Source organism: Brevirhabdus pacifica, from assembly GCF_002797755.1.
GTDB lineage: Bacteria > Pseudomonadota > Alphaproteobacteria > Rhodobacterales > Rhodobacteraceae > Brevirhabdus > Brevirhabdus pacifica.
This window is the reverse complement of sequence record NZ_PGFI01000011.1, coordinates 1,708,435-1,733,544: the sequence shown is the minus strand read 5'-3', so window position 1 is coordinate 1,733,544 and position 25,110 is coordinate 1,708,435. Positions and strand designations below refer to the sequence as shown.

At 68.1% G+C, this 25,110-nt stretch carries 21 protein-coding genes; 9 read left to right on the top strand and 12 right to left on the bottom strand.

The genetic code is table 11. The features are described from left to right. Positions 1-165: 165 nt before the first annotated feature. A complete protein-coding gene (gene tyrS / locus CLV77_RS08365) occupies positions 166-1,428 on the bottom strand; it encodes a tyrosine--tRNA ligase (protein WP_076978419.1) in 1,263 nt (420 codons plus the stop codon). Between the two features lie 64 nt (positions 1,429-1,492). Between tyrS and CLV77_RS08360 the strand changes: the two genes are divergently transcribed. Next, the gene (locus CLV77_RS08360) at positions 1,493-2,653 is read left to right on the top strand and encodes an anhydro-N-acetylmuramic acid kinase (protein WP_076978420.1); all 1,161 of its coding nucleotides are present in this window, start codon (positions 1,493-1,495) and stop codon (positions 2,651-2,653) included. 87 nt (positions 2,654-2,740) lie between these two features. Here CLV77_RS08360 and eno read toward each other — a convergent pair whose 3' ends face one another. The 3 genes from eno to CLV77_RS08345 form a co-directional block, all read right to left on the bottom strand. Then, positions 2,741-4,021, bottom strand: a complete 1,281-nt coding sequence (eno, locus tag CLV77_RS08355; protein ID WP_076978421.1) for a phosphopyruvate hydratase — start codon at positions 4,019-4,021, stop codon at positions 2,741-2,743. 129 nt (positions 4,022-4,150) lie between these two features. Continuing rightward, positions 4,151-5,089, bottom strand: a complete 939-nt coding sequence (locus CLV77_RS08350; protein ID WP_076978422.1) for a DMT family transporter — start codon at positions 5,087-5,089, stop codon at positions 4,151-4,153. A 75-nt stretch (positions 5,090-5,164) separates the two neighbouring features. Next, a complete protein-coding gene (locus tag CLV77_RS08345) occupies positions 5,165-5,578 on the bottom strand; it encodes a Fur family transcriptional regulator (protein ID WP_076978423.1) in 414 nt (137 codons plus the stop codon). 486 nt (positions 5,579-6,064) lie between these two features. Here CLV77_RS08345 and CLV77_RS08340 point away from each other — a divergent pair, with 486 nt between their 5' ends. Next, entirely contained in the window at positions 6,065-7,375 is a 1,311-nt protein-coding gene (locus CLV77_RS08340) for a DEAD/DEAH box helicase (protein ID WP_076978424.1), read from the top strand. Between the two features lie 84 nt (positions 7,376-7,459). Here the strand turns inward: CLV77_RS08340 and CLV77_RS08335 are convergent, their stop codons facing one another. The 6 genes from CLV77_RS08335 to CLV77_RS08310 form a co-directional block, all read right to left on the bottom strand. After that, positions 7,460-8,404: a YihY/virulence factor BrkB family protein gene (locus CLV77_RS08335; RefSeq protein ID WP_076978425.1), complete on the bottom strand. Its 945-nt coding sequence runs from the start codon at positions 8,402-8,404 to the stop codon at positions 7,460-7,462. A gap of 90 nt (positions 8,405-8,494) precedes the next feature. After that, positions 8,495-9,745, bottom strand: a complete 1,251-nt coding sequence (locus tag CLV77_RS08330; RefSeq protein ID WP_076978426.1) for a cation:proton antiporter — start codon at positions 9,743-9,745, stop codon at positions 8,495-8,497. Between the two features lie 172 nt (positions 9,746-9,917). Continuing rightward, positions 9,918-11,381, bottom strand: coding sequence for a protein adenylyltransferase SelO (locus tag CLV77_RS08325; protein ID WP_076978427.1), 1,464 nt, complete (start codon positions 11,379-11,381; stop codon positions 9,918-9,920). A gap of 118 nt (positions 11,382-11,499) precedes the next feature. Beyond that, entirely contained in the window at positions 11,500-12,039 is a 540-nt protein-coding gene (locus tag CLV77_RS08320) for a GNAT family N-acetyltransferase (RefSeq protein WP_236860998.1), read from the bottom strand. Then, a complete protein-coding gene (locus CLV77_RS08315; protein ID WP_076978428.1) occupies positions 12,036-12,977 on the bottom strand; it encodes a nucleoside hydrolase in 942 nt (313 codons plus the stop codon). Before CLV77_RS08315 ends, CLV77_RS08320 begins: the two co-directional genes overlap by 4 nt. A 189-nt stretch (positions 12,978-13,166) precedes the next feature. Next, positions 13,167-14,276 carry a HupE/UreJ family protein gene (locus CLV77_RS08310; RefSeq protein ID WP_244901589.1) on the bottom strand — a complete coding sequence of 370 codons (1,110 nt, stop codon included), beginning with the start codon at positions 14,274-14,276 and terminating at the stop codon, positions 13,167-13,169. A 67-nt stretch (positions 14,277-14,343) separates the two neighbouring features. Between CLV77_RS08310 and CLV77_RS08305 the strand changes: the two genes are divergently transcribed. Continuing rightward, positions 14,344-15,159 (top strand): DUF4198 domain-containing protein, encoded by an 816-nt coding sequence (locus CLV77_RS08305; RefSeq protein WP_076978430.1) that lies wholly within the window; start codon positions 14,344-14,346, stop codon positions 15,157-15,159. Here the strand turns inward: CLV77_RS08305 and CLV77_RS08300 are convergent. Together CLV77_RS08300 and CLV77_RS08295 are read right to left on the bottom strand one after the other, a co-directional pair. After that, complete coding sequence (locus tag CLV77_RS08300; protein ID WP_076978431.1) at positions 15,156-16,154, bottom strand: glucokinase; 999 nt, start codon at positions 16,152-16,154, stop codon at positions 15,156-15,158. The two genes, CLV77_RS08305 and CLV77_RS08300, sit on opposite strands and share 4 nt — an antisense overlap. Positions 16,155-16,174: 20 nt before the next feature. Then, positions 16,175-17,230, bottom strand: coding sequence for a LacI family DNA-binding transcriptional regulator (locus CLV77_RS08295; protein WP_076978432.1), 1,056 nt, complete (start codon positions 17,228-17,230; stop codon positions 16,175-16,177). Between the two features lie 256 nt (positions 17,231-17,486). On the opposite strand from CLV77_RS08295, the gene CLV77_RS08290 reads away from it, so the two are divergent. The 6 genes from CLV77_RS08290 (at position 17,487) to CLV77_RS08265 (ending at position 25,094) form a co-directional block, all read left to right on the top strand. Next, entirely contained in the window at positions 17,487-18,851 is a 1,365-nt protein-coding gene (locus CLV77_RS08290; protein ID WP_076978433.1) for an ABC transporter substrate-binding protein, read from the top strand. Positions 18,852-18,982: 131 nt separating this feature from the next. Next, a complete protein-coding gene (locus CLV77_RS08285; RefSeq protein ID WP_076978434.1) occupies positions 18,983-19,978 on the top strand; it encodes a carbohydrate ABC transporter permease in 996 nt (331 codons plus the stop codon). After that, positions 19,975-21,123, top strand: coding sequence for a carbohydrate ABC transporter permease (locus CLV77_RS08280; protein ID WP_100053036.1), 1,149 nt, complete (start codon positions 19,975-19,977; stop codon positions 21,121-21,123). Before CLV77_RS08285 ends, CLV77_RS08280 begins: the two co-directional genes overlap by 4 nt. 8 nt (positions 21,124-21,131) lie before the next feature. Then, on the top strand, positions 21,132-22,802 hold the full coding sequence (locus CLV77_RS08275; protein ID WP_416171600.1) for an alpha-glucosidase: 1,671 nt from the start codon (positions 21,132-21,134) through the stop codon (positions 22,800-22,802). Then, complete coding sequence (locus tag CLV77_RS08270; RefSeq protein ID WP_076978435.1) at positions 22,795-23,943, top strand: ABC transporter ATP-binding protein; 1,149 nt, start codon at positions 22,795-22,797, stop codon at positions 23,941-23,943. The genes CLV77_RS08275 and CLV77_RS08270 overlap by 8 nt, the downstream gene beginning before the upstream one ends. A gap of 140 nt (positions 23,944-24,083) precedes the next feature. Beyond that, positions 24,084-25,094, top strand: coding sequence for a DMT family transporter (locus CLV77_RS08265; RefSeq protein ID WP_236860999.1), 1,011 nt, complete (start codon positions 24,084-24,086; stop codon positions 25,092-25,094). Positions 25,095-25,110 lie beyond the last annotated feature (16 nt).

The following is a 25,110-nucleotide window of genomic DNA, read 5'->3' as shown; positions in this document are numbered from 1 at the left end:
GGCGCCGAGGCGGGAACGCCGGGATCGGCTCGGCCCTCGGGGCGGGATGCTTTGAAGGGGGGGCGGTGCGGCGACGGGCCGATTTGGGCCCGCCCGGTTCGCGGCCCGGCGCGGGTGGGCGAAAGGGCGGCGCGGGGCCGCCCTTTGTTCGATCTACGCCCGGGGTCAGTCGGCCAGGGTGACCAGGGCGTGGCGCTTTCTGCCGGCCGAGAGCTTGACGGGGCGGGCCAGATCCGCGGCGGTGAAAAGCCGGGCCGGGTCGTCGGCGGGCGCGTCGTCGATGCGCGCGCCACCCTCGGCGAAGAGGCGTTTTGTGTCCTTGCCCGACTTGGTCAGCCCGGCGGCCACAAACATCTGCTGGGCCGAGATGCTGTGCCCGTCGATGGGAAAGTCGCCCGGCGCCAAGGTGACGGTGGGCAGGTCGTCGCCCACGCCGCCCTTTTCGAAGACCTCGCGGGCGGTGGCCTCGGCGGCGGCGGCGGCCTCGGGACCGTGGGCGAGGGTCGTGACCTCGTTGGCAAGGCGGATCTTGGCGGCGTTGATCTCGGATCCCTCCAGCGCGCCCAGACGGTCGCATTCCTCGACCGGCAGTTCGGTGTAGAGCTTGAGGAAGCGGCCCACATCGGCGTCGTTGGTGTTGCGCCAGAACTGCCAGAACTCGTAGGGCGCGCGCATATCGGCGTTGAGCCAGATCGCGCCGTCGGCGGTCTTTCCCATCTTCTTGCCGTCCGAGGTGGTCAGCAGCGGCGAGGTCAGACCGTAGATCTCGTGGTCCAGCACCCGGCGGGTCAGGTCGATGCCGTTGACGATATTGCCCCACTGGTCCGAGCCGCCCATCTGAAGCCGGCAGCCGTAGCGGCGGTTCAGCTCGAGGAAGTCGTAGGCCTGCAGGATCATGTAGTTGAATTCCAGAAAGCTCAGCGACTGTTCCCGGTCGAGGCGGGATTTCACCGACTCGAAGGCCAGCATGCGGTTGACCGAGAAATGCCGGCCGATATCGCGCAGGAACTCGAGGTAGTTCAGATCCTCGAGCCATTCGGCGTTGTTGAGCATCAAGGCGCCGGTGGGCGCGTCCCCGAAGTCGAGATAGCGCGAGAACACCTGCCGGATGCCGGCGATGTTGTCGTCGATCTGGGCGGGCGTCAGCAGCGGGCGCTCGTCGGCGCGGAAGCTGGGATCGCCCACCTTGGTGGTGCCGCCGCCCATCAGCACGATGGGCTTCTGGCCACATTTCTGCATCCAGCGCAGCATCATGATCTGGATCAGGCTGCCCACGTGCAGCGACCGGGCCGTGGCGTCGAACCCGATATATCCCGGCATACCCCCTTCAAGAAGCGCCTCGTCCAGCCCCTGATAATCGGTGCAGTCGGCCAGAAAGCCGCGCTCGATCATGATCCGCAGGAACTCCGATTTCGGGTGGTATGCCATGTGATTTGCGTCCATTCTCTGAATGGATGCTTCTATATCCGGGCAGTGCAGCAAGGGAAAGTCCATGTTGAAACAGGGGCCGGTCTGGGCCTTGGGCACGATGTCGGGCACCTCGCTGGACGGGGTGGACGCGGCGATGCTGCGCACCGACGGCGAAGAGATCCTGGAGTTCGGGGAGAGCGCCTACCTTGAGCGCGGCGAGGCCGACCGGCGCCGGATCGCGGCCGCCTTCGGGCGCTGGCCCGGCGAGCCGGGGGTCGAGGCGGTGGCCGAGCTGATCGAGACCGAGCATGCCCGCCTTCTGAGCCGCTTCGAGGGCTACGAGCTGGTGGGGTTTCACGGCCAGACCCTGGCCCACGAGCCACGCGGACGCGGCACCCACCAGGCCGGTGATGGGCAGGTGCTGGCCGAGGTGCTGGGCCAGCCGGTGGTGTGGGATTTCCGCAGCTCGGACGTGGAGCTGGGGGGCGAGGGGGCGCCGCTGGCGCCGTTCTTCCACCATGCCTGCGCCCGCTGGATCGGCGCCGAGGGGCCGCTGGCCTTTCTGAACCTGGGCGGGGTCGGCAACCTGACCTGGGTTGACCCGCGGCCTGGTTCGCCGCTGGCCGAGGGGGCGATCCTGGCCTTCGACACCGGGCCCGCCAACGCGCCCCTCAACGATCTGGTGCAGGCGCGTCTGGGTCAGGGGTATGACGCGGGCGGCGCGCTGGCGGCGACGGGCGTGATCGACGAGGAGATCGTCGCCCGGTTCCTGCGCCATCCCTTCTTCTTCAAGCGCCCTCCCAAGTCCCTAGACAGAAACGATTTTCCGGACCTGGCGCGGTGGCTGGACGGGTTGGACGACGGCGACGCGGCGGCCACGCTCTGCGCGGTGGCGGCGGCCTCGGTCGCGGTTGGGCTGGAGCATTGCCCTGAGGCGCCGGGCGAGATCCTGGTGACCGGCGGCGGGCGCCACCATCCGGTGATGATGTCCGAGCTTTCCCGCCGCTGCGGCTGCCCGGTGCGGCCGGTCGAGGCGGTGGGGCTGGATGGCGACATGCTGGAGGCGCAGGCATTCGCCTATCTCGCGGTGCGGGTGGCGCGGGGATTACCGACGAGCTGCCGGGCCACCACGGGTGTCGCGGCGGCGGTGGGCGGCGGGCGGATCAGCCGGCCGGACGGCGTGCAACTGGCCGGGGACCGGCCCGGCCTCGGGCGACCGGTTACCTCCGGCGGGGATATTTGAGCGACAGTGAAGCTGGGGGCGGGGCGGGCCAGCCCCGGTAGTGGCCGGCGGTGGCGGTCGGCGGCGGGGCCGCCGACCGGGTTGTGATCAGCCGCGGCGCAGGATCGAGCGACCGGCGTAGAGGGCGGTTTCGCCCAGGGCCTCCTCGATGCGGATCAGTTGATTGTACTTGGCCAGCCGGTCCGAGCGGGCGAGGCTTCCGGTCTTGATCTGGCCGCAGTTGGTGGCGACGGCGAGGTCGGCGATGGTGGCGTCCTCGGTCTCGCCCGAGCGGTGGGACATGACGCAGGTCATGCGCGCGCGGTGGGCCATGTCGACGGCCGCCAGGGTTTCGGTCAGCGTGCCGATCTGGTTGACCTTGACCAGCAGCGAGTTGCCGGCCCTTTCCTCGATGCCACGCGACAGGCGCTCGGGGTTGGTGACGAAAAGATCGTCGCCCACAAGCTGCACCCGATCGCCCAGGGCGCGGGTGAGGCTGGCCCAGCCGTCCCAGTCATCCTCGGCGCAGCCATCCTCGATCGAGATGATGGGGTAGTCGTTCACCAGCGCCTCGAGCCAGGCGACGTTCTCGTCGGGGGTGAGGGACTTGCCTTCGCCGGTCATCTCGTAGCGACCGTCGCGGAAATACTCGGTCGAGGCGCAGTCGAGGGCGAGGTAGATGTCCTCGCCGGGGGTGTAGCCGGCCTTCTGGATGGATTTCAAAATGAAATCGAGCGCATCGCGGGTGGAGCTGAGGTTGGGGGCGAAGCCGCCCTCGTCGCCGATGCCGGTGGAGAGGCCGGCGGCGGAAAGCTCTTTCTTGAGGGTGTGGAAGACCTCGGCGCCCATGCGCACGGCCTCGGCGATCGAGCTGGCCGAGACCGGCATGATCATGAATTCCTGGATGTCGATCGGGTTGTCCGCGTGCTCGCCGCCGTTGATGATGTTCATCATCGGCACCGGCAGGACGCGGGCGGCGGTGCCGCCGATGTAGCGGTAGAGGGGCTGGGTCGTCATGTCGGCGGCGGCCTTGGCCACGGCCATGGAGACGCCGAGGATGGCGTTGGCGCCCAGACGGCCCTTGTTGGGGGTGCCGTCAAGTTCGATCATCGCCATGTCGATGGCCGTCTGCTCGGTGGCATCAAAGCCAACGAGCGCCTCGGCGATCTCGCCGTTGACCGCGGCCACGGCCTTGAGCACGCCCTTGCCCATGTAGCGGCTGGCATCCCCGTCGCGCATCTCGACCGCCTCGTGGGCGCCGGTGGAGGCACCCGAGGGAACGGCGGCGCGGCCCATGGTTCCGTCCTCGAGCAGGACATCGACCTCGATGGTCGGGTTGCCGCGGCTGTCGAGAATTTCGCGGGCGTGAATGTCGATGATATGGGTCATGGCGGCTCCTAAGCGCGACGGTGTCGCGGCGGATTTAGCAGAGCCGGCCGCCGGAGGGAACGCCTTGGGCAGCGGTTTGGTGTCACGCGGCGTCGATGTCGGGCCAAAGAGGGGTATTTCGACCCAAGTTCAGGGAGCAGGGGGCCCCGAACGCAGCCGGCCGCCGCCGTCGCCCGGCGCGAAGGCATTGGCCGTGGCAAGGCGCCGACGGCCCAGCCGCAGCTCCCGCATCAAGGTATAGAGGCCCGAGCCGATGATCAGGGTGGCGCCGCCGAGGGTCCAGAAATCGGGCGCCTCGTCGAAGACCAGCACGCCGATCACCAGCGCGAAGATCAGCCGCGTATAGCGAAAGGGGGTGACGACGGCGACTTCGCCCACGCGCATGGCCGCCACGATGGCGTAATAGGCCAGCACGCCGACGAAAAGCCCGCCGCCCAGCTGTGCCAGCGACACCGCGTCGGGCAGGTGGGCGCCGCCCGAGAAGGCCAGCAGGATCAGCCCCGTCGGCACCAGCATCGCGAAGGCATAGGTCGAGAGCACCATTGACGAGACGCTGCGCGGAACGGCGCGGGTGGCCAGATCGCGCGTCGCGAGGCCCGCAACCCCGAGGACGGCGAAAAGCGAAGCGGGGCGGAACCCCTCCATGCCCGGGCGGATGATCATCAGCACGCCGGCAAAGCCGATGGCGATGGCCAGGCTGCGGCGCCAGCCGACGGCCTCGCGGAAGAAGAGGGCCGCGCCGAAGGTCACCATCAGGGGCGTGGCCTGCAGGATGGCCGAGGCCGAGGACAGCGGCGTCAGCACGATGGCGGTGACAAAGCCCATGGTGCCGATCACCTCGGCCAGGTTGCGCAGCATGACGGGGCGCAGGAAGAACAGCGGCGAGAAGACCGTGTCGCCCCGGCGCGTGGCAAGGGCAGCAAAAATGAGCGCGCCACCCAGGCCCAGCATCGCCAGGATCTGGCCCGTCGGCAGCACCGCCGAGACGGATTTGATGAACATGTCCTCGAGGGCGAAACCCGCCATCGCGGCGACCATCAGGATCATCCCGCGCAGATTGTCGGACATGGGCGGGGCTCCAGGGGTGGGGACGGGGGGTGCGGATCGTGGGGCGGTGCGGGACGGTGTCGGGGAAGGGGCCAGTCAGCCCTTTTCAAGGGGCACGGCGTAGAGTTCCAGCCGGTGCCCCTTCAGGCGGTAGCCCAGCTTCTCGGCGATGCGCTCCTGAAGCTTCTCGATCTCGGGGTCGACGAATTCCACCACCTCGCCCGAATTCAGGTCGATCAGGTGGTCGTGGTGGTCGCGGTCGGCAGGCTCGTAGCGGGCGCGGCCGTCGCCGAACTCGTGCTTTTCCAGGATGCCCGTCTCTTCGAACAGTTTGACCGTGCGGTAGACCGTGGCGATGGAGATGCGGGCGTCGCGCGCGGAGGCGCGGGCGAAAAGCTCTTCGACATCGGGGTGGTCGGTGGCCTGTTGCAGCACGTCGGCGATGACGCGGCGCTGTTCGGTGAGGCGAAGGCCGCGGGCTTCGCAGCGGGCGATGATGGTCTCGGTCATGGTCTGCCTGCGATGGAGAGGGGGCGGAACGGAGGCACCGCGGCCCGGGAGCCCCCAATTCTGGTCCGGGGGCGCCGCGACCGCAAGGGGGCATCGGCCCGTCGGCGGGGCGGGGCCGTCGTGCAACGCTCCTGGGTGCGTTTCGCTGCCGCCGGGTCCGCGCGCGCCCCGGCCCGCGGCGACGGGGGCGGTTGACACGGGCGTCAAAAAGCCCCATCTGCACCGGGACCGACGCCTTCTGCCGCGTGAGCAGACAGCTGAATAGCCGGGGATCACCGGCCCGCAGGGCGTCGCACCCAATTCCAGGTACCCATATCACGCAGGGTCCGGCGCAGCGGCGGTTTCGCGGACATACGGTCCCGGGATCAGCGTCCTGCGCAACCCGTGCGGAGATCGCCCGCGCCCGAATTGCGACCTATCGGTCGTGATGCGGGGCAGGGGCTCTGCGTTCATCTGCCGGCGGACAGCCGGCCGAAAGGATAAACATTGAATTATTTCGAGGAACTCGGGCTGACCGAAGCCCTGGCCAAGCGCGTCACCGACGCCGGTCTGACCGATCCCACCCCGATCCAGGCCAAGGCGATTCCGCTGGTGCTGGAAGGGCGTGACGTCATGGGCCTTGCCCAGACGGGCACCGGCAAGACCGCGGCCTTCGGCCTGCCCCTGATCGACCAGCTGTCGCGCATCGGCAGCAAGCCCGACGCCCAGACCTGCCGCGGTCTGATCCTGGCCCCCACGCGTGAGCTGGCCAAGCAGATCTCGGTCTCGCTGGAGCAGTTCACCCGCAACACCCACATGCGGGTGGAGTTGGTCGTTGGCGGCGCGTCGATCGGCGCACAGATCAACCGCCTGCGCCGGGGCACGGATGTCCTGGTCGCGACCCCCGGTCGCCTGCTGGATATCCTGGATCGCCGGGCGCTTCGCCTGGACCAGACCCGTTTTCTAGTGCTGGACGAGGCCGACCAGATGCTGGACCTGGGCTTCATCCACGCCCTGCGCAAGATCGCGGCCCTGCTGCCGAAAGAGCGCCAGACGCTGCTTTTCTCGGCGACCATGCCCAAGCAGATGGCCGAACTGGCCGAGACCTACCTGACCAACGCCGCGCGCGTGCAGGTAAACCCCCCGGGCAAGGCCGCCGACAAGATCCTGCAGTCGGTCCATTACGTGCAGAAGGGCGACAAGCCCGCGCTGCTGATGGATTATCTGAAAAAGCATCCCGGCGAGCTGGCGATCGTTTTCGGCCGTACCAAGCACGGCTCGGAGAAGCTGAAGAAATCGCTGGTCGCGGCCGGCTTCTCGGCAGTGTCGGTCCACGGCAACAAAAGCCAAGGCCAGCGTGAGCGGGCCATCGCGGCCTTCCGCTCGGGCGAGGAAGAGATCCTGGTGGCAACCGATGTCGCGGCCCGCGGCCTCGACATTCCCGAGGTGCGCCACGTCTACAACTTCGACCTGCCCAACGTGCCCGAGAACTATGTACACCGGATCGGCCGCACGGCGCGCGCCGGGGCCGACGGCAAGGCTGTGGCCTTCTGCGCACCCGACGAGATGGGTGAGCTGAAGCAGATCCAGAAGGTGATGAAGATCACCATCCCGGTGGCCGGCGGCACCCCCTGGGAAGGCGGCGCGGTCGAAGAGGGCAGCAAGAACGGTCGTCGCGGCGGCGGCGGCGGGGGCGGTGGCGGACGCCGCCGGTTCGGCGCCGGGGGCGGCAACGGCGGCCCCAAGGGCGGCAACGGTGGTGGCGGCAACGGCGGCCAGCGCCGTCAGCAGCAGCGTCGGCGCCGCACCGCGGCCTGATCGCGGCCCTCTACGGACCCATGAATGAAAAGGCCCGCCCGGTCATCCCGGGCGGGCCTTTTTCACGTTCTAGCGGGACGAACCTTAGTCGGAAGCCTCGCCCAGGTTGTCGGCCTTCTCGGCGCCGCGCTGCCCCATCGGCTCGCTTGGGCCGGTGGTGGTGTCATAGCGCGTCTGCGCCTCCAGCTCGGCATCCAGCTCGGCGCCCAGCAGAACGATATAGGCCGAGAGCCACAGCCACATCAGCAGGATGATCGCACCGCCCAGGGTGCCGAACGTCTCGTTGTAGCTACCGAAATTGGCGACGTACCAGGCAAAGCCGGCCGATCCGATCAGCCACAGCACGCAGGCCACGGCGGCCCCGGGCGTGACCCATCGCCACTCGGGCTTGTCGCGCGAGGGGCCGTAACGGTAGAACACCGCCAGCCCGAAGATGGTCAGCGCAAACATCACCACCCAGGTCAGGCCGCCCAGCAGAAACTCGACCATGGCGCCCAGGCCGATGGCGCTCAGGATCGCGGGCACGACGAGCGAGGTCGACAGGCCCACCAGCAGGCCGAACACCAGCATCACGGTCAGCCCCAGCGTCACCAGCTTCAGTTTTACAAAACCGCGCTTCTCGCTCTCGTCATAGGCGACGTTCAGCCCTTCGATAAGGCTGCCGACCCCCTTGGAGGCCGACCAGATCGCCAGGGCGATACCCAGCACGGCGGCGAGGCCCAAGCCGCCTTCCTGGCTGCCGGCCACGTCGCGGGCCTGGGTGATGATGATGCTGGCGGCCTCGGGCGGGAGGAGCTGGCCGATGCGGTCAAGCTGATCGACGATGGTCGTGGGCTCGGTCAGCAGGCCGGCGATGGCCATGCAGGCGGTGATGCCGGGAAACAGGGCCAGCAGACCGTAGAAGGCGACGCCGGCCGCGATCAGCCCGACGTGATCCTCGCCGATCTCGTCCTTGATGCGGAACAACGTGTCCTTCCACCCGGCGGGGGGAATCTGCCAGGGGGAGCGGGCGTTGCGACCACGGGCCATCGGGAAATCCTTTCGCTAATGCAAAGCGCTAACCCGCGCCCGCAAGGTTTGTTCCCGAACGGCGGGAACCTGCCTGCGGCCGCCCGGGGGTCAGACCAGATCCGGCTCGCGCCCCACCCGGTTGGCCAGGCGTGCCACCGTCAGGCCCTGAACGATGATCGAGAAGATCACCACCATGTAGGTGCAGGTCAGGATCAGCGGCTTCCACTCGGAGTCGGGTAGCGCCAGCGCCAGGGCGACCGAGATGCCCCCCTTCAGCCCGCCCCAGGTCATGATGGGCACGACCCCGCGCGAGAACTCGCGGAAGGGGCGCAGCAGCATGACCGGCACAGCGACTGCCGCCAACCGGCCCATCAGCGCCAGCCCGATCGAGGCCACGCCCGCCACCAGCGCATCGGCGCCGAAGCTGACGGCGAAGACCTCGAAGCCGATCATCAGGAACAGGACCGCGTTCAGGATCTCGTCGATCAGCTTCCAGAAGGCGTCGACATATTTGCGCGTCTCCTCAGACATGCCGTGCTTGGAGCCGATGTCGCCGATCAGCAGGCCCGCGACCACCGCCATGATCGGCGCCGAGACATGCAGGAAGACCGACAGCTGGTAGCCGCCGAAAGCCAGGCCGAGGGTGATCAGAACCTCGAGGGAATAGTCATCGATGCGGCGCATGATGCGGAAGGTCAGCCAGCCCAAAACGCCGCCCAGGATCGCGCCGCCACCGGCTTCCTGGACGAAAAGGATCGCAGCCTCGGTCAGGCCGGAGGCGTGCTCTTCCCCGCCGGCGGGAAAGGCCAGGCCCACCAGCACTAGGTAGACCACGTAGCCGACGCCGTCGTTGAACAGCGACTCGCCCGCGATCTTGGTTTCCAGCGACTTGCGCAGGTTGGCCTCTCGCAGGACGCCGAGGACCGCCACCGGGTCGGTGGGCGAGATCAGCGAGCCGAAGACCAGCGCGATCAGCAGCGGCATGCCCGTCAGCCAGGAAAAGCCCACGCCCACGACCACCGTGGAAAGGCCTACGCCGATGGTGGCCATCAGGAAGACCAGCTTCCACTCGGCCTTCAGGTCCGACAGCTTGACGTGCAGCGCCCCGGCAAAGAGCAGAAGGCCCAGCATCCCCTCAAGCAGGGTCTCGTCGAAATCGAGCCCTGTCACCATGCCGCGCACTTGGTCCGACACGCCCAGTCCCGGCGCCGCCCAGTCCAGCACCATCAGCGCGATCGAGGCCAGCAGCGCCACGACAAGGATGCCGATGGCCGAGGGAAGCTTTAGAAACAGGTAGTTGATCGCGCCGAAGGCTCCGGCGAGGACGATCAGAAGCGAGGCGATCTGAAGCAGGGTCATGATGTATTCCGTCAAAAGGTTCCCGCTTGGGTAGCACGCGAGCCTTCATCGGGAAACGGTCGAGATTGCCACGCATGGCCGGCGCGGGGTCCGCGCGCACCGCATCCGGCGGGGGCGGAACCCACGGCGCGGCGGTGGTTCAGGGGGCGCGGGGCGGGGCCGGCGCCCGTCCTCAGGTGCCGCAGAAGGTCTGGCGCACCTCTTCCTCCGGCGCCGGCGCATGGCGCAGCCAGTCATGCTCGGGCGCCGGATCGAAGGGACGCGCCAGCGCGTCGTCCAGTTGACCGAAGGGGGCCATGTCACCGCCGACGGCGGCCGCGATCACGGCCTCGATCCGGTGGTTGCGGGGGATGACGGCGGGGTTGGTGTCGCGCATCTGCTCTTGCGCGCGGGCAAGGGCGTCGGCCCCGCCCAGCCGCTCGTGCCAGCGGGTTTGCCAGGCGGCGAACCCCTCGATCTCGTCAGGGCGGGCAAGATTGGCGGCCTTGGCGTCGCCCGACAAGGCGCGGAAAATGTTGGTGAAATCCGCATTGGCGGCGGTCATCACATCCAGCAGCGAATGGATCAAGGCCACATCGTCCTGGGTCGGATCCTCGATGCCCAGCTTGGCGGCGAAACGGCCCGCCCAAGCGTCCTGGAAACGCTCGGGGAAGGTGTGGATCACCTCGGTCGCGCGTGCGACGGCCTCTTCGCCCTCGGCCTCGGTCGCGTCCGCGCCGGCGATGAGGGGCAGCAGGCTGGTCGCAAGCTGCGCCAGGTTCCACATGGCCACATCGGCCTGGCGGTTGAAGGCATAGCGCCCGTGGCGGTCGATGGAGGAAAAGACCTTCTCGGGGTGGTAGCCGTCAAGAAAGGCGCAAGGACCGAAATCGATGGTCTCGCCCGCGATGGACATGTTGTCGGTGTTCATCACCCCGTGGACGAAACCCACCGCCATCCAGTGGGCGATCAGACGGGCCTGGGCGCCGACCACGGCATCCAGAAGGCCCAGCGGTCCGTCAGCCTCGGGGTAGTGCCGGGCGATGGCATGATCGCAAAGCGCCTGCAACGCATCGCGGTCCTGGCGGGCGGCAAAGAACTGGAACGTGCCGACGCGGATGTGGCTGCGGGCGACGCGGGTCAGGATGGCGCCGGGCAGGGCGGTTTCGCGCATCACCTGCTCACCCGAGCCAACGGCGGCCAGCGCGCGCGTGGCGCGGACGCCCATCCGGTGCATCGCCTCGGAAACCAGGTATTCGCGCAGGACCGGCCCCAGCGCCGCGCGCCCGTCGCCCATGCGCGAGAAGGGGGTCGGCCCCGCGCCCTTCAACTGGATGTCGCGGCGGGTGCCCGTGCGGTCCACGACCTCGCCCAGCAGGATCGCGCGTCCGTCGCCGAGTTGCGGCACCCAGCCGCCGAACTGGTGCCCGGCATAGGCCATGGCCAGAGGCTCGGACCCCGGGGGCGGGGTATTGCCCGACAGCATCGCCACGCCCTCGGGCCGCGCCAGCGCCTCGGGGTCGAGGCCCAGCTCCTGCGCCAGCGCGTGGTTGAGGCGGATCAGGGCGGGGGCACGGACCGGCGTCGGGTCGAGCCGCGCGTAGAAACGCTCGGGCAGGCGGGCATAGCTGTTGTCGAAGGCGATGTTGAGGCTCATGCGGCGACGATCCTTGTGGGGCAGTCCTTGGTCGATCCGTGAGTGTGGGCCGCGCCGTGCAGGCGGGCCACCCCTAGAGATAAGCACGCCTGCCGCCGGTGACCAGCGCGCCCGTCCTTCAGAGGGCGCGGGTCAGCACGCGCTGCCCGGCGGCCTCGCGGAAGCCAAGGCGGCGGAAAAGGCCCGCGCCGGGGGCGTCGGCCTCGGTCTCGACGCGCAGGGCGCGCAGCCCGTGGGACGACAGGGCCCGCAGAAGGTTGCCCAGCACCTCGGTGCCGATGCCGCGGCCCCGCAGGGCGCGGCGCAGGTAGAATTCCTCGACCGAGCCGATGATGCCGCCCCGGGCGATGGAATGGCCGAAGGACAGGGCGATATAGCCAATCGGCGACCGGCGCGGCCCGATGAGGTAGATCACCCCCAGCGGCGTGCCGCCCAGAAGTTCCAGCAGCGCCTCGTGGCGGGCCTCGGCCTCGGCGGCTTCAGCGGCCTGCACCCGCGGCGAGATCTTGACGGCCGCGTTGCCGGCCACGGCAACGGCGCCGCCATCGGCCGCGGATTTGGCGGCGGGCGGGGTCATCCCCTCCTGCCGGCAGGCATCGACGAGGGGTAGAAGGCGGTCCATGTCGTCGGAATTGGCAAGATGCAGGGCGGCGCTCACAGGCGGGCGATCCTTTCGGTCAGAAGGCGGAAGAAGCCATCGGCATCGACATCGCCGATGAAGGTTGCGTTTGCCGGGCGGTCGGTGACCCCCCACCAGTCGGCGACGGTCATGCCCATCGTCAGCTCGGACCCGGTCTCGACCTCGACATTGACCAGCCGACCCGAAAACAGGCTGGGGTCCAGCAGGTAGGCGATGACGCAGGGGTCGTGCAGGGGCGCGCCGGGGCTTGCGTATTTTTCCTTGTCGAACCGCTCGTAGAAATCGGTCCAGGCGGCGCAGGCCCGGCCCACTTCGGTGCCCAGATCGCGGAACGCCTCGACCCGGTCGGCGGTGGTCAGCGCCTTGTGGGTCACATCCAGCGGCATGACCGTCATCGGAATACCCGCGTCGAAGACGATCTTGGCGGCATGGGGATCGACGTAGATGTTGAATTCGGCCGTCGGGGTGATGTTGCCGACGGCGAAATAGGCGCCGCCCATCATCACGATCTCGGCGATGCGGGGGGCGATGTCCGGCGCGCGCTGCAGGGCGGTGGCGATGTTGGTCAGGGGGCCGACCGGGCAGAGGGTGACGCTGCCCTCGGGCTCGGCCCGCAGGGTGTCGATCAGGTAGTCGACGGCATGGGCCGGGGCCAGCGGCATCGTCGGCTCGGGCAGCTCGGGCCCGTCGAGGCCGGTGCGCCCGTGGACATGCTCGGCCGTGACCAGCCGGCGTTCCAGCGGGCGGTCGCAGCCGGCGTAAACGGGCAGGTCGCGGCGGCCCGCCAGTTCGCAGATCTTGCGGGCGTTCTTCTGGGTCAGCTCCAGCGGGACGTTGCCGGCCACGACGGTCAGCGCCATCACGTCCAGCTCTTCCGGGCTGGCGAGGGCCAGCAGGATGGCGATGGCGTCATCCTGCCCGGGGTCGGTGTCGATGATGATCTTGCGGCGGCTCATGGGGGATCCTTCGGTCTGGGCGGAGAGTGACGGCGCCGCGCGGTCTTGTCCAGCAGGGCGGCCGGGGTGGGCAAGGATATGCCCACCGCGACCGGGCGCCTTGTTGTGCGCGACTAGGGGTGATCGCGGGTCCGCGGCGGGGACGCGATCCCCTGTGCAGCGGTGCCCGGGGGTAACGGTGGGCGGGGGTCAGATCACCCGCTCGACGAACCAGAAGGCGCCGACCAGCGCGATCAGCGCCGAGGCGGGGATCGTCACCCGCCGGCGATACCAGGGCTTGTGGCCGAAGGGCTGCGCCAACAGCAGCCAGGCCACCGCGATGACCGCAAGCTGGCCCAGTTCCACGCCGATGTTGAACCCGATCAGACCGCTTGCGAACCGCGCCGGGTCCAGCCCGATCTCGCCCAGCACCGAGGCAAAGCCAAGCCCGTGCAACAGGCCGAACCCGAAGACCAGCGCCGGGCGCCAAGGGCTGAGCTTGCGCATCAGGATGTTCTCGACCGCGACGTAGACGATCGAGGCGGCGATCAGCGGCTCGACCACCTGGGCCGGCAGGTTGACATAGCCCAGGATCCCCAGTGCCAGCGTCACGGTATGGGCCAGGGTGAAGGCGCTGATCTGCATCAGCAGCGGCCGCAGGCGCAGCGAAAGAAGGAAAAGCCCCAGCACGAAGAGGATGTGATCGAGGCCCTTGGGCACGATATGCTCGAATCCGATGTAGACGAACTCGGCAAAGGCGCGAAGGCTGCTTTGCCGGGCCGAGCCGTTGCGCGGGATCGGTGGCGTCAGCTCGCCCCCGGTCAGGTAGCCGGTATAGGCGGTCTCTTCCGGGCCTTCCTGACGCAGGACCAGCGGGCCATAGGCCGCGACCCAGCCAAGCTGCACGGCCGGGGCACCGTCGGGCAGGGCGACGCGAAGCTGGATGTTGCTGTCGCGTGCAAGGCTCAGGTCGCCGGGGCCGGGGACCTGGATGTCGACCAGCTCGATCGGCAGGTCGGCACCGGCGGCGCGGGCGACAAAGCCCTTGCCGATCCGCTCCCACTGGGCGCGGAACCTTTGCTGGATGTCCTCGGCCGGCAGGGCGCGCAGGCTGTCGTAGGTGGCGGCATTGGCATCCTCATCGGTGTCGAAGATGCCTTCCATGTCGATATCGGCCAGCAATGCCTCGGCGCTCAGGCGCAGCTTCCACTCGACCGTGTCCTCGCGGATCGCGAAATCGCCGACCGCCGGGCGCAGCTCGTGGGCGGCGGCAAGGCCGGCCAGGCACATCAGCCAAAAGGTCGTGAACAGGGCAAGCAAAGCCGCGAGATGGCTTGACGAACGGGTCCCCCGCGCCATTGTAAGGCCCGAAGAAAAAGGATTATTCATGCGTATCTTGCCTGTTGTCACTGCTGCGATCTTGTCGGTGCTTAGCACAGTTTCCGCGCAGGGCCACGAGTTCTGGATCGACCCGGTCGACTATCAGCCCGCGCCCGGCGACCGGATCGTCGCCAACGTTCGCGTCGGCCAGGACTTCAAGGGCAGCGCCTACAGCTACCTTCCGCGCAGCTTCACGCGGCTGGACATTGCCCAGGGCAACCGCCTGCGCCGGGTCGAGGGGCGTCCGGGGGACATTCCGGCCATCGACACCGCGTCCCTGGGCGAGGGGCTGAACGTGCTGATCGAATCCACCAACGACACCAAGCTGCGCTACAAGGACCTGGAGACCTTCACCTCCTTCGTCACCCACAAGGATTTCGCCTGGGCGCTGGAGCGTCACGCCGAGCGGGGCCTGCCCGACGCGGGCTTTGTCGAGCTTTACTCGCGCCACGCCAAGTCGCTGGTACAGGTGGGGCAGGGCGGCGGCGCGGATCAGCATTACGGTCTGGTGACCGAGATCGTGGCCCGCGCCAATCCTTACGTGGACGACATGTCGGGCGGTCTGCCCGTCACGGTCTATTACAAGCGCGACCCCCGCGCCGACACCCAGGTCGAAGTGTTCGAGAAGGCCCCCGACGACAGCGTCACCAGCTTCATGCTGCGCACGGACGCGGCCGGCGAGGTCACGGTGCCGGTCAAGCCCGGCCATCGCTATCTTGTGGACGCGGTGGTCATGCGAGAGCCCGACCCGATCAAGGCCAAGGCGCTGGAGGCGGTGTGGGAATCGCTCTGGGCCAGCCTGACCTTCCGGGTGCCCGGCTAGGCCCCGGCGGGGCGCAGAATCTCGGCGCAGCCCGTCAGGGCGGCGAAGTCGTCGTCCAGCACCGAAATCGAGAACTGTTCCATGAACGGGCCGAAGCGGCCCTTGTCGCGGAAGGCATCGGCCAGGCCGCAGGCGGCCAGGTGCGGCGCCATGGCCCGCGCGACGCCCCCTGCCAGGACAATGCCGCCGCGGGGAAGCTGGACCAGCGCCAGGTTTCCCAGAACCGCGCCAAGCTGACGGGTGAAAAGCCGTGCCGCGTGGAGGGCAGGCGCCTCCGCCCGGCCGATGGCGGCGACGGTCTGGGCGGCCTGCCAATCGTCGGGCAGGGGCGCGCCCGCGCGTTCGGCGGCAAAGCGGTGCACCGCGGCCAGGCCCCGGCCCGACAGCACATCCTCGGCCGAGGCAAAGCCACCGGGACCGGCCAAAAACCGTGCCAGGGCCAGATCATCCTCGTCCTGCACCACCATGTTTACGTGACCGGATTCCGAGGCGGGGCTGAAGGCGCCCCGCCCGGGCCGGGCGCCGAACAGCATGGCGGCGTTGAACCCGGTGCCGATGCCCGCGACCAGCCGCTCGCCCCGCAGCGCCGGTGCCGGGGGGCGGGCGGCGGCCAGCAGGGGGCGCAGCGCGCCATCGTCAAGGCGCGGCAGGGCCAGGGCCTGGGCCTGAAGGTCGTTCATCAGCTCGGCCCGCTCCAGCCCGAATTCGGCCATCAGCCCGTCCGCATCAATCTGCCAGGCAAGGTTTGTCATCGCGCCGTGCCGCCCCTCGACCGGGCCGGCCAGGGCCACGGCCAGAGCGCGCGGGCGCGGCCCCGTCTCTTCAGCCAGGTAGCTGTGCAAAACCGAGGCAAGCGAGGGGTGATCGCCATTGGCGATGCGGCGGATGCTGTCGTGGATCAGCACCCCGTCCCGCGCCAGCCCGACGCGGGAATTGGTTCCGCCCAGATCCACAAGCAGGTCGGGCCGCGTGTCGGCCTCCGCCCGGTCCGTCATTGCCGAGGGTCCTTCCGTCATCATGTCGTGCCTTCTGCCCGGTCGCGGGCCGGGCCGGTGGAGCGGCCGACCAATAGCTGGGATTCCCACAGCTCCTGCACCGGTGGCGTGGGCTGATCCTCCTGCCGGGAGGCGATCAGGCCCAGCAGGATCTCGGCACAGCGGCGCCCGGCCTGCCGCACCGAAGAGCGGGTGGCGGTAAAGCTGGGCACATCGCCCCGGTTGCCAAGATAGGACAGGTCATCGTCATGGGTGACGATCGACACGTCGCGCCCCACACTCATCCCCCGCGTCTCGACCGCGCGGCGCACGCCAAGCGCGGTGATGCACGAAGACACCAGGAAGGCGGTCGGCGGTTCGGACCCGTCCAGCAGGCGGGCGGCGACATCATGGCCGAAATCCTCAGTCATCTCGTCGCTGTGCATCAGTTCGGGGCGCATGGTCAGCCCCGCGTCGGCCAGGCCCTGAAGGTAGCCCTCGCGCCGCCGCTGGGCGAAATCCATCCATTCCAACCCGTTGAGAAGGGCAATGCGCCGGTGCCCCAGGTCGGTCAGCAGCCCGGTCGCCCGCCGGAAGGATCGGGTGTTGTCGATATCCAGCCACGAGAAAGCAGGATCTGTCGCCAGGGTGCGCCCGTGAACCACGAAGGGCAGGCCCAGCGATTGCAGCAGCGGCACGCGGGGATCCTCGTGCCGGGGACCGTGGACGATGACGCCGTCGACGATGCCATCCTTGGCCAGGCGGCGGTAGGTGCGGGCCTCGTCGTCGTCGGTCACGACCGACAGCAGAATGTCATAACCCGCGCGGGTGTAGCATTCGCCGGCGCCGGCGATGAAATCCATGAAGACCGGGTTCACCATCTCGTGCCGGTCCGAGACGGGGATGACGTGGCCCACGATCATCGAGTTGCCGGTCGCGAGGCTGCGGGCGCGGGCGTTAGGGCGATAGTTGAAACGCTGTGCGGCCTCCTGCACCCGGCGGCGGGTGGCGTCGCTGACCTCGGGGTAGCCGTTGAGGGCGCGGCTGACGGTGGTCTGGGAAAGGCCCAGCTGTTCCGCGAGTTGCTTGAGGTTCATCGGGACACCCTGCTCAAAGCGATTTGGAATCGGTCAATGAAATCCACGTGCTCCGGGGATGTGCGCAGGTTCCGGGAAAGGGTGCGGCGGCGAGGGGCGGGCATGGGATCGTTGTGTAAACTGGCATTTGTAAGGCTCTTTGCTTGTTATCGTTTGACAGCAACCATCGAGTAAGGCAACGGTTACGCGACCAAAGCGCTTTGAAAAGTTTGGCGCGCCCCGTCATCGGGGATCACGGGATCAGGGAGGGAGACTCATGAATCGACTGTTTTGGACGGCCGCTGCCGTCGCCGCGCTGGGAACCGGCATGGGGGCGCAAGCCGCCCTGGCCGAGCAGCATCTGCCGTTCGCGCCGGGCGAGGGCGCCTTCAACTGGGACAGTTTCGAGGGCCTCAAGGACCTGGGCGTCGAGGGTGAGGAGATCCGCATCTTCGGTCCGTGGATGGGCCCCGACAAGGACCTCTTCGATTCGGTGGTGTCCTATTTCAACGCCGCCACCGGCGCCAAGGCGACCTATTCCGGCTCGGACAGTTTCGAGCAGCAGATCGTGATCGACACCGGCGCCGGCTCGCCGCCCAACGTGGCGATCTTTCCCCAGCCGGGCCTGGCTTCGGATCTGGCCGCGAAGGGCCACCTGACCCCGCTTGCCGAAGGGACCGAGGATTGGGTGCGCGAGAACTACGCCGCCGGGCAGTCCTGGGTCGACCTGGGCACCTTTGCCGGCCCCGACGGGAACGAGGATCTTTACGGCTTTTTCTACAAGTCCGACGTCAAATCCCTAGTCTGGTACGTCCCCGAGAATTTCGAGGACGCCGGCTATGAGGTGCCCGAGACCATGGAAGACCTGAAGGCCCTGTCCGACCAGATCGTCGCCGACGGCGGCACGCCCTGGTGCATCGGCCTCGGGTCCGGCGGTGCGACCGGCTGGCCCGCGACCGACTGGGTCGAGGATCTGATGCTGCGCACCCAGTCGCCCGACGTCTACGACAAGTGGGTCAACCACGAGATTCCCTTCGATGACCCGGCCGTCGTGGCCGCCATCGAGGAATTCGGCGCCTTCGCGCGTAACGAGAAATATGTCGACGGCGGCTCGGGTGCCGTGGCCTCGACCGATTTCCGCGACAGCCCCAAGGGCCTCTTCTCCTCGCCGCCCAAGTGCTACATGCACCGCCAGGCAAGCTTCATCCCCGCCTTCTTCCCCGAGGGGACGCTGGTGGGCGAGGACGCCGATTTCTTCTACTTCCCCGCCTATGCGGGCAAGGACCTGGGCAAGCCCGTTCTGGGCGGCGGCACCGTCTTCGGCATCACCGAGGACAGCAAGGGCGCGCAGGCCTTCATCAAGTTCCTGCAAAGCCCCATCGCCCACGAGGTGTGGATGGCGCAGAAGGGCTTCCTGACCCCGCACAAGGGCGTCAACACCGAGGTCTTCGGCGATCCGACCCTGAAGAAGATGAACCAGATCCTGCTGGAGGCTGACACCTTCCGCTTTGACGGCTCGGACCTGATGCCCGGTGCCATCGGCGCGGGCGCCTTCTGGACCGGCATGGTCGACTATGCCGGCGGGGCCGACGCCAAGGCCGTCGCGACCCAGATCGAGGAAACCTGGAAGTCGGTCGAGTAAACCCAAAAGGGGCCGCGCGCGCTGCTTGGCGTGCGCGGCCCCGATCACGACAACTCCCGCAGAACACTCTGCGGAACACCAGGTGACAGGCATCGTCGTCACGGCAACCGGCACCCCGGCGAGGAGGGCTGATGGAACAGATCATGTGGGCCCTTTTCACGATGACGGCGGGCGTCTTCGGCTGCGTGGCCTATTTCTTCGTCGCCAACCGGGTGCTGGACGCGGCATTGCCCGCCCGGGGCGAGAACGCGGGTCGCAACATCAACCGCGCCAATGCCATCCGCCCCTGGCTTTTCCTGTTCCCGGCGCTGGCCGTGCTTGGCATCTACCTGGTCTACCCGGTCCTCAACTCGATCTGGCTCAGCTTCACCGACGCCAGCGGCACCCGTTTCGTCGGCGGCGACAACTGGCGCTGGCTGGCGGGGGACGAGAAATTCCGCGAGTCGCTGGGCAACAATGCCCTTTGGCTGATTGTGGTGCCGGCGGCCTCGACCTTCTTCGGCCTGATCGCGGCGGCGCTGACCGACCGCATCCGCTGGGGCAGTTTCGCCAAGGCGCTGATCTTCATGCCCATGGCCATCAGCTTTGTCGGCGCCTCGGTCATCTGGAAATTCGTCTATGACTATCGCGGCGAGGGCAGCGACCAGATCGGCCTGCTGAACGCGGTGGTGGTGGCCCTGGGCGGCAGCCCCGAGGCGTGGATCACCACGCCCTTCTGGAACAACTTCTTCCTGATGGTCATCCTGATCTGGATCCAGACCGGCTTTGCCATGGTCATCCTGTCGGCCGCCCTGCGTGGCATCCCCGAGGAGACGATCGAGGCGGCCGTGCTGGACGGTGCCAGCCCGCTACAGATCTTCTGGCGCATCAAGGTGCCGCAGATCTGGGGCACCATCGCCGTGGTCTGGACCACCATCACCATTCTGGTGCTGAAGGTCTTCGACATCGTTCTGGCCATGACCAACGGCCAGTGGGGCAGCCAGGTGCTGGCCAACCTCATGTTCGACTGGATGTTCCGGGGTGGCGATTTCGGCCGCGCCTCGACCATCGCGCTGGTCATCATGCTGCTGGTGACGCCGATCATGGTCTGGAACATCCGCAACGTCCGCAAGGAGGAGCGCCGGTGAGTGCATCCAACGCCATTGCCGGGCGCAGCCCGGCGCTTGCCTGGGCGGTCCACCTGTCGGTGGTGCTGCTGGTGGTGCTGTGGACGATCCCGACGGCGGGTCTGCTGATCTCGTCCTTCCGGGACCGGGACCAGATCTCGACCTCGGGCTGGTGGACCGCCCTGGCCCCGGCCGAGCGCAACCTGGTCGCCCGCTCCAAGGCCCCCGACGCGGCCCGGCAGGAAGGCGGCGAATGGATCATCGAGGGCAATGTCTTCGACGAGGAGGAGGGCGCCGGCACCGTCACGGCCTTCGGTGTCTCGTCGCGCAGCCCGACCGCCTTTGCCCCCGGCGACGTGGCCGAGCGGGGAGATGCGCGCATAACCGTGCAGGCCGACGGCCAATACCGCATCGCCAGCGAGCAGCAGCCAGAGGGTCGGCGCGGCACCCGCCTGTTCGTCACCTCGAAAGAGCCGCCGCGCTGGACGGTCGAGAACTATCGCACGGTCCTCTTCTCGGAAGGGATCGGACGGTCCTTTCTGAACACGATGACGGTGACGATCCCGGCCACGGTGATCCCGATCCTGATCGCGGCCTTCGCGGCCTACGCCCTGGCCTGGATGGAGTTTCCGGGCCGCGCGCTGCTTCTGGCGGTGGTGGTGGGGCTGCTGGTCGTGCCGCTTCAGATGACGCTGATTCCGCTTCTGCGGCTTCACAACAGCATAGGGATCGGCAAGGCCTACCTGGGGATCTGGATGGCGCACACGGCCTTCGGGCTACCCCTGGCGATCTATCTTTTGCGCAACTATATCGCGGGCTTGCCCCGCGAGATTATCGAAAGCGCGCGGGTCGACGGGGCCACGGATTTCCAGATCTTCCTGCGCATCGTGCTGCCGCTTTCCTATCCCGCGCTTGCCTCCTTCGCGATCTTCCAGTTCCTCTGGGTATGGAACGATCTGCTGGTCGCGACCGTGTTTCTTGGCAACAACGAGGACCAGCTGGTGATGACCGGCCGCCTGCGCGAGCTTCTGGGCTCCAAGGGGGGTGAGTGGGAGATACTGGCGGCCTCGGCCTTCGTGTCGATCGCGGTGCCGATCGCGGTCTTTTTCGCAATGCAGAAATATCTGGTGCGCGGCCTGCTGGCCGGCTCCGTCAAAGGTGGATGAGTATTCCCATGAACAAGATGGCTTCTATCGAGCAGAACGACATCCTGGCAAAGGATGCGGATTGGTGGCGCGGCGCGGTGATCTATCAGATCTACCCGCGTTCGTTTCAGGATAGCAACGGCGACGGCATCGGCGATTTGCAAGGCATCACCCGGCGGCTGCCTTATGTGGCGGGGCTGGGGGTGGACGCGATCTGGATCTCGCCCTTCTTCACCTCTCCGATGAAGGACTTCGGCTATGACGTCAGCGATTATCGCGGCGTCGACCCGATGTTCGGCACGATCGACGACTTTCGCGAGCTGGTGCGCACGGCCCATGAGCTGGGCCTGAAGGTGATGATCGACCTGGTGCTCAGCCACACCTCGGACCAGCACGCCTGGTTCAAGGAAAGCCGCCGGTCCCGCGACAACCCGAAATCCGACTGGTATGTCTGGGCTGATCCCAAGCCCGACGGCACACCGCCCAACAACTGGCTGTCGATCTTCGGCGGACCAGCCTGGCAATGGGATGGACGGCGTTGCCAATACTACCTGCACAACTTCCTGGCCTCCCAGCCGGACCTGAATTTCCACGCGCCCGCGGTGCAGGACGCGCTGTTGGACGTGACCCGCTTCTGGATGGGGCTGGGGGTCGATGGTTTTCGCCTGGACACCATCAACTTCTATTTCGCAGACAAGGACTTGCGGGACAATCCTCCGCTGGCGCCCGAACTTCGAAATTCGTCCATCGCGCCGGTCGTGAACCCCTACAACCATCAGGAGCATCTCTATTCCAAGAACCAGCCCGAGAACCTGGAGTTTCTGCGCCGGTTGCGGATGGTGCTGAACGAACATGGCGCCGCCGCCGTCGGCGAGGTGGGAGATGCGCAGCGCGGAATGGAACTTCTGGGCGCCTACACCACGGGCAACGACTTCGTTCAGATGTGCTATGCCTTCGAGTTTCTGGCCCAGGAACAGCCTGTGGCCGCGCGCTTTGCCTCCGTCTTCGCCGAGATGGACCGCCTGGGACCGGACGGCTGGGCCTGCTGGGCCTTTTCCAACCATGACGTGGTGCGCCACGGCTCGCGATGGAACCTGTGCCCGGCCGGGCTGCGCCAGTTCACCTGCCTGCTGATGAGCCTGCGCGGCTCGGTCTGCATCTTCCAGGGCGAGGAGCTGGGCCTGCCCGAGGCCGATGTCGCCTTCGAGGATCTGAAGGACCCCTACGGGATAGAGTTCTGGCCCGAGTTCAAGGGGCGCGACGGGTGCCGCACGCCCATGGTCTGGGAAGGCGACACCCCCCAGGGCGGCTTCACCACCGGCACGCCCTGGCTGCCCGTGGCCCAGCCCCACCTGGAGCTGTCGGTGGCGCGGCAGGAGGCCGATCCGGCCGCGATCCTGCACCATTACCGCCGGATGCTGACGTTCCGCCGCGGCCAGCCGGCCCTGATCAAGGGCAGCCAGGGCAAGGTCGAGGCCACCGGCGACATCCTGCATTTCACCCGCTCGCACGCGGGCCAGACCCTGTTTTGCGCCTTCAACCTGTCGGGCACCGAGGCCGAGGTCGCGCTGCCGCCCGGGCGCTGGCGCCAGGTCGGCACCGAGATCGGCGGCCAGGCCTGGAGCGCCGAGGGCCGCCTGCATCTAGCCGGCTGGCAGCCATGCTATATGCTGGCCGAGGAGGAGGGCGCCGATGGCTGATGTCACCCTGAGCGGGGTCGCGAAATCCTATGGCGACGTGCGCGTGCTTCGCGACATCGACCTGGATATCAAGACCGGCGAGCTGATCGTCTTTGTCGGGCCCTCGGGCTGTGGCAAGTCCACCCTGCTGCGGATGATCGCGGGGCTGGAGCGGATCAGCGCCGGCAGCCTGCATATCGACGACCGGCTGGTCAACGACGTGCCCCCCGCACAGCGTGGCATCGCCATGGTGTTTCAGTCATACGCGCTTTACCCGCACATGACGGTGCGCGAGAACATGGGCTTTGCCCTGCGCATTGCCGGCATGGCGCGCGACGACATCGCTGCCGCCGTGGAGAACGCGGCCGCCATCCTGCAACTGACCCCCTATCTCGACCGCCTGCCCAAGGCGCTGTCGGGCGGGCAGCGCCAGCGCGTTGCCATCGGCCGCGCCATCGTCCGCGATCCCAAGGTTTATCTGTTCGACGAGCCGCTCTCGAACCTCGACGCAGCCCTGCGCGTCGCCACGCGGATCGAGATTGCCCAGCTGAAGGAGGCGATGCCCAATTCCACCATGATCTACGTCACCCACGACCAGGTCGAGGCGATGACGCTTGCCAGCCGCATCGTCGTGCTGGCAGGCGGCGGGATCAGCCAGGTGGGCACGCCGCTGGAACTTTACGAGCGGCCCCGCAACGAGTTCGTGGCCCGCTTCATCGGCTCGCCCGCGATGAACCTGCTGCCTGGGTCGATCACCCAGACCGGCACGCGCACGCAGGTCGAACTGATCGGCGGCGGCCGGGCCTGGGTCGACATTCCCACAACCGCCGACCGGATGCGCCAGCGCGTCAACCTGGGCGTCCGCCCCGAGCATCTGGTCCCCGCCGCGCCGGGCGACGAAAGCTTCCTATATCGCGGCAAGGTCGCGATCACCGAGGCATTGGGCGAGGTGACGCTGCTCTACCTCGACCGGCCCGACGCGCCCGAGAGCGGTGTCGCCGCCGCGATCGAGGGGGAGGCCGCCGATTCCGGCACCACCGCCCAGATCGTCGCGAAACTGCCGGGGATCCACCGTGAGCTGCGTGGCTCCGAGGTGACGCTGAGCGCCGCGGCCGAGCATCTGCACCTCTTTGCCAATGGCGAGACGCTGCGCCCCCTTTGAGTTGCTGCGGCAGGGCGCGCCCGCCGAGGGTCGGGTGCCACGGGCCGGGAAAATCCGGCACGGGCGATCAAGGCGCAGGTTCCGGGTCGCGCCGCCCGCGCGCGGGGCGTAAGAGGCGGTAAAAACCGTCAGGACCCCGCATGACCGACCAGACCGCCCCGCCGCCCCCCGGTGGCTTGCCGACCCCCGCCGCAACCGCCCATGTTTCCGTCCCGCAAGCGCCGCGCCTTGCGATGAGCGGCGGCGACTGGGCCGTGCTGCTGTTTCTTTCGCTTATCTGGGGCGGATCCTTCTTCTTCGTGGCGGTGGCCGTGCAGGAGCTTCCGACCCTGACCATCGTGCTCTTCCGCGTCACCGTGGCGGCGCTGGTGCTTTGGACGGTGGTGGCCCTGCGCGGCGCGCCCTTGCCGCGCGATCCCCGGGTGTGGCTGACCTTCCTGCTGCTGGGGCTGGTCAACAACGCCATTCCCTTCGGCCTGATCGTCTGGGGCCAGCAGGTGCTGGACTCGGGTCTCGCCTCGATCCTCAACGCGACGACGCCGCTGTTCACGGTTGTGATCGCCGGGGTTTTTCTGGCCGACGAACGGTTGAGCCTGGCGCGCGTATTGGGGGTGCTCACGGGCTTTGCCGGGGTCGTCCTGATGATCGGTTTCGACTCGTTGGCCGGGCTTGCGGGCCATGCCATCGCCCAGGTCGCCATCCTTGGGGCGGCCTGCGCCTATGCGGTCTCGGCGGTGCTGGCGCGGCGTTTCGGCTCGCTGGGGCCCGACCCGGTGGTGACCGCGGCGGGGCAGGTAACCGGTGCGGCGCTGTTCCTGGCGCCGGCTGCGGCTGTGATCGACCGGCCCTGGCAACTGGCCGTGCCCTCGGCGCCGGTCTGGGCCTCGCTGCTGGCGCTGGCCGTGGTGTCGACCGCGCTGGCCTACACGCTCTACTTCCGGCTTCTGCGTCGGGCCGGGGCGACCAACCTGGTGCTCGTTACCTTCCTGGTGCCGGTGACCGCGATCCTGATGGGCGTGCTTTTCCTGGACGAGCGGCTGGCCTGGGTGCACGGGCTGGGCTTGGCGCTGATCGCGGCGGGGCTGGTGGCCATCGACGGGCGGCTGCTGCGCCGGGGCGGCAGGCAGGGCGGCGGGCAGGGCGGCCGCTAGGGGCCGATCTGCCCGC

What these genes read in the sequence shown, in the direction of transcription:
- CLV77_RS08315 (WP_076978428.1), bottom strand. Translation starts at nt 12,977, where the DNA reads ATGAGCCGCCGCAAGATCATCATCGACACCGACCCCGGGCAGGATGAC.
- tyrS (WP_076978419.1), bottom strand. Translation starts at nt 1,428, where the DNA reads ATGGCATACCACCCGAAATCGGAGTTCCTGCGGATCATGATCGAGCGC.
- CLV77_RS08285 (WP_076978434.1), top strand. Translation starts at nt 18,983, where the DNA reads ATGGAACAGATCATGTGGGCCCTTTTCACGATGACGGCGGGCGTCTTC.
- CLV77_RS08290 (WP_076978433.1), top strand. Translation starts at nt 17,487, where the DNA reads ATGAATCGACTGTTTTGGACGGCCGCTGCCGTCGCCGCGCTGGGAACC.
- CLV77_RS08345 (WP_076978423.1), bottom strand. Translation starts at nt 5,578, where the DNA reads ATGACCGAGACCATCATCGCCCGCTGCGAAGCCCGCGGCCTTCGCCTC.
- CLV77_RS08335 (WP_076978425.1), bottom strand. Translation starts at nt 8,404, where the DNA reads ATGGCCCGTGGTCGCAACGCCCGCTCCCCCTGGCAGATTCCCCCCGCC.
- CLV77_RS08330 (WP_076978426.1), bottom strand. Translation starts at nt 9,745, where the DNA reads ATGACCCTGCTTCAGATCGCCTCGCTTCTGATCGTCCTCGCCGGAGCC.
- CLV77_RS08270 (WP_076978435.1), top strand. Translation starts at nt 22,795, where the DNA reads ATGGCTGATGTCACCCTGAGCGGGGTCGCGAAATCCTATGGCGACGTG.
- CLV77_RS08350 (WP_076978422.1), bottom strand. Translation starts at nt 5,089, where the DNA reads ATGTCCGACAATCTGCGCGGGATGATCCTGATGGTCGCCGCGATGGCG.
- CLV77_RS08360 (WP_076978420.1), top strand. Translation starts at nt 1,493, where the DNA reads ATGTTGAAACAGGGGCCGGTCTGGGCCTTGGGCACGATGTCGGGCACC.
- CLV77_RS08275 (WP_416171600.1), top strand. Translation starts at nt 21,132, where the DNA reads ATGAACAAGATGGCTTCTATCGAGCAGAACGACATCCTGGCAAAGGAT.
- eno (WP_076978421.1), bottom strand. Translation starts at nt 4,021, where the DNA reads ATGACCCATATCATCGACATTCACGCCCGCGAAATTCTCGACAGCCGC.
- CLV77_RS08265 (WP_236860999.1), top strand. Translation starts at nt 24,084, where the DNA reads ATGACCGACCAGACCGCCCCGCCGCCCCCCGGTGGCTTGCCGACCCCC.
- CLV77_RS08295 (WP_076978432.1), bottom strand. Translation starts at nt 17,230, where the DNA reads ATGAACCTCAAGCAACTCGCGGAACAGCTGGGCCTTTCCCAGACCACC.
- CLV77_RS08300 (WP_076978431.1), bottom strand. Translation starts at nt 16,154, where the DNA reads ATGACGGACCGGGCGGAGGCCGACACGCGGCCCGACCTGCTTGTGGAT.
- CLV77_RS08325 (WP_076978427.1), bottom strand. Translation starts at nt 11,381, where the DNA reads ATGAGCCTCAACATCGCCTTCGACAACAGCTATGCCCGCCTGCCCGAG.
- CLV77_RS08305 (WP_076978430.1), top strand. Translation starts at nt 14,344, where the DNA reads ATGCGTATCTTGCCTGTTGTCACTGCTGCGATCTTGTCGGTGCTTAGC.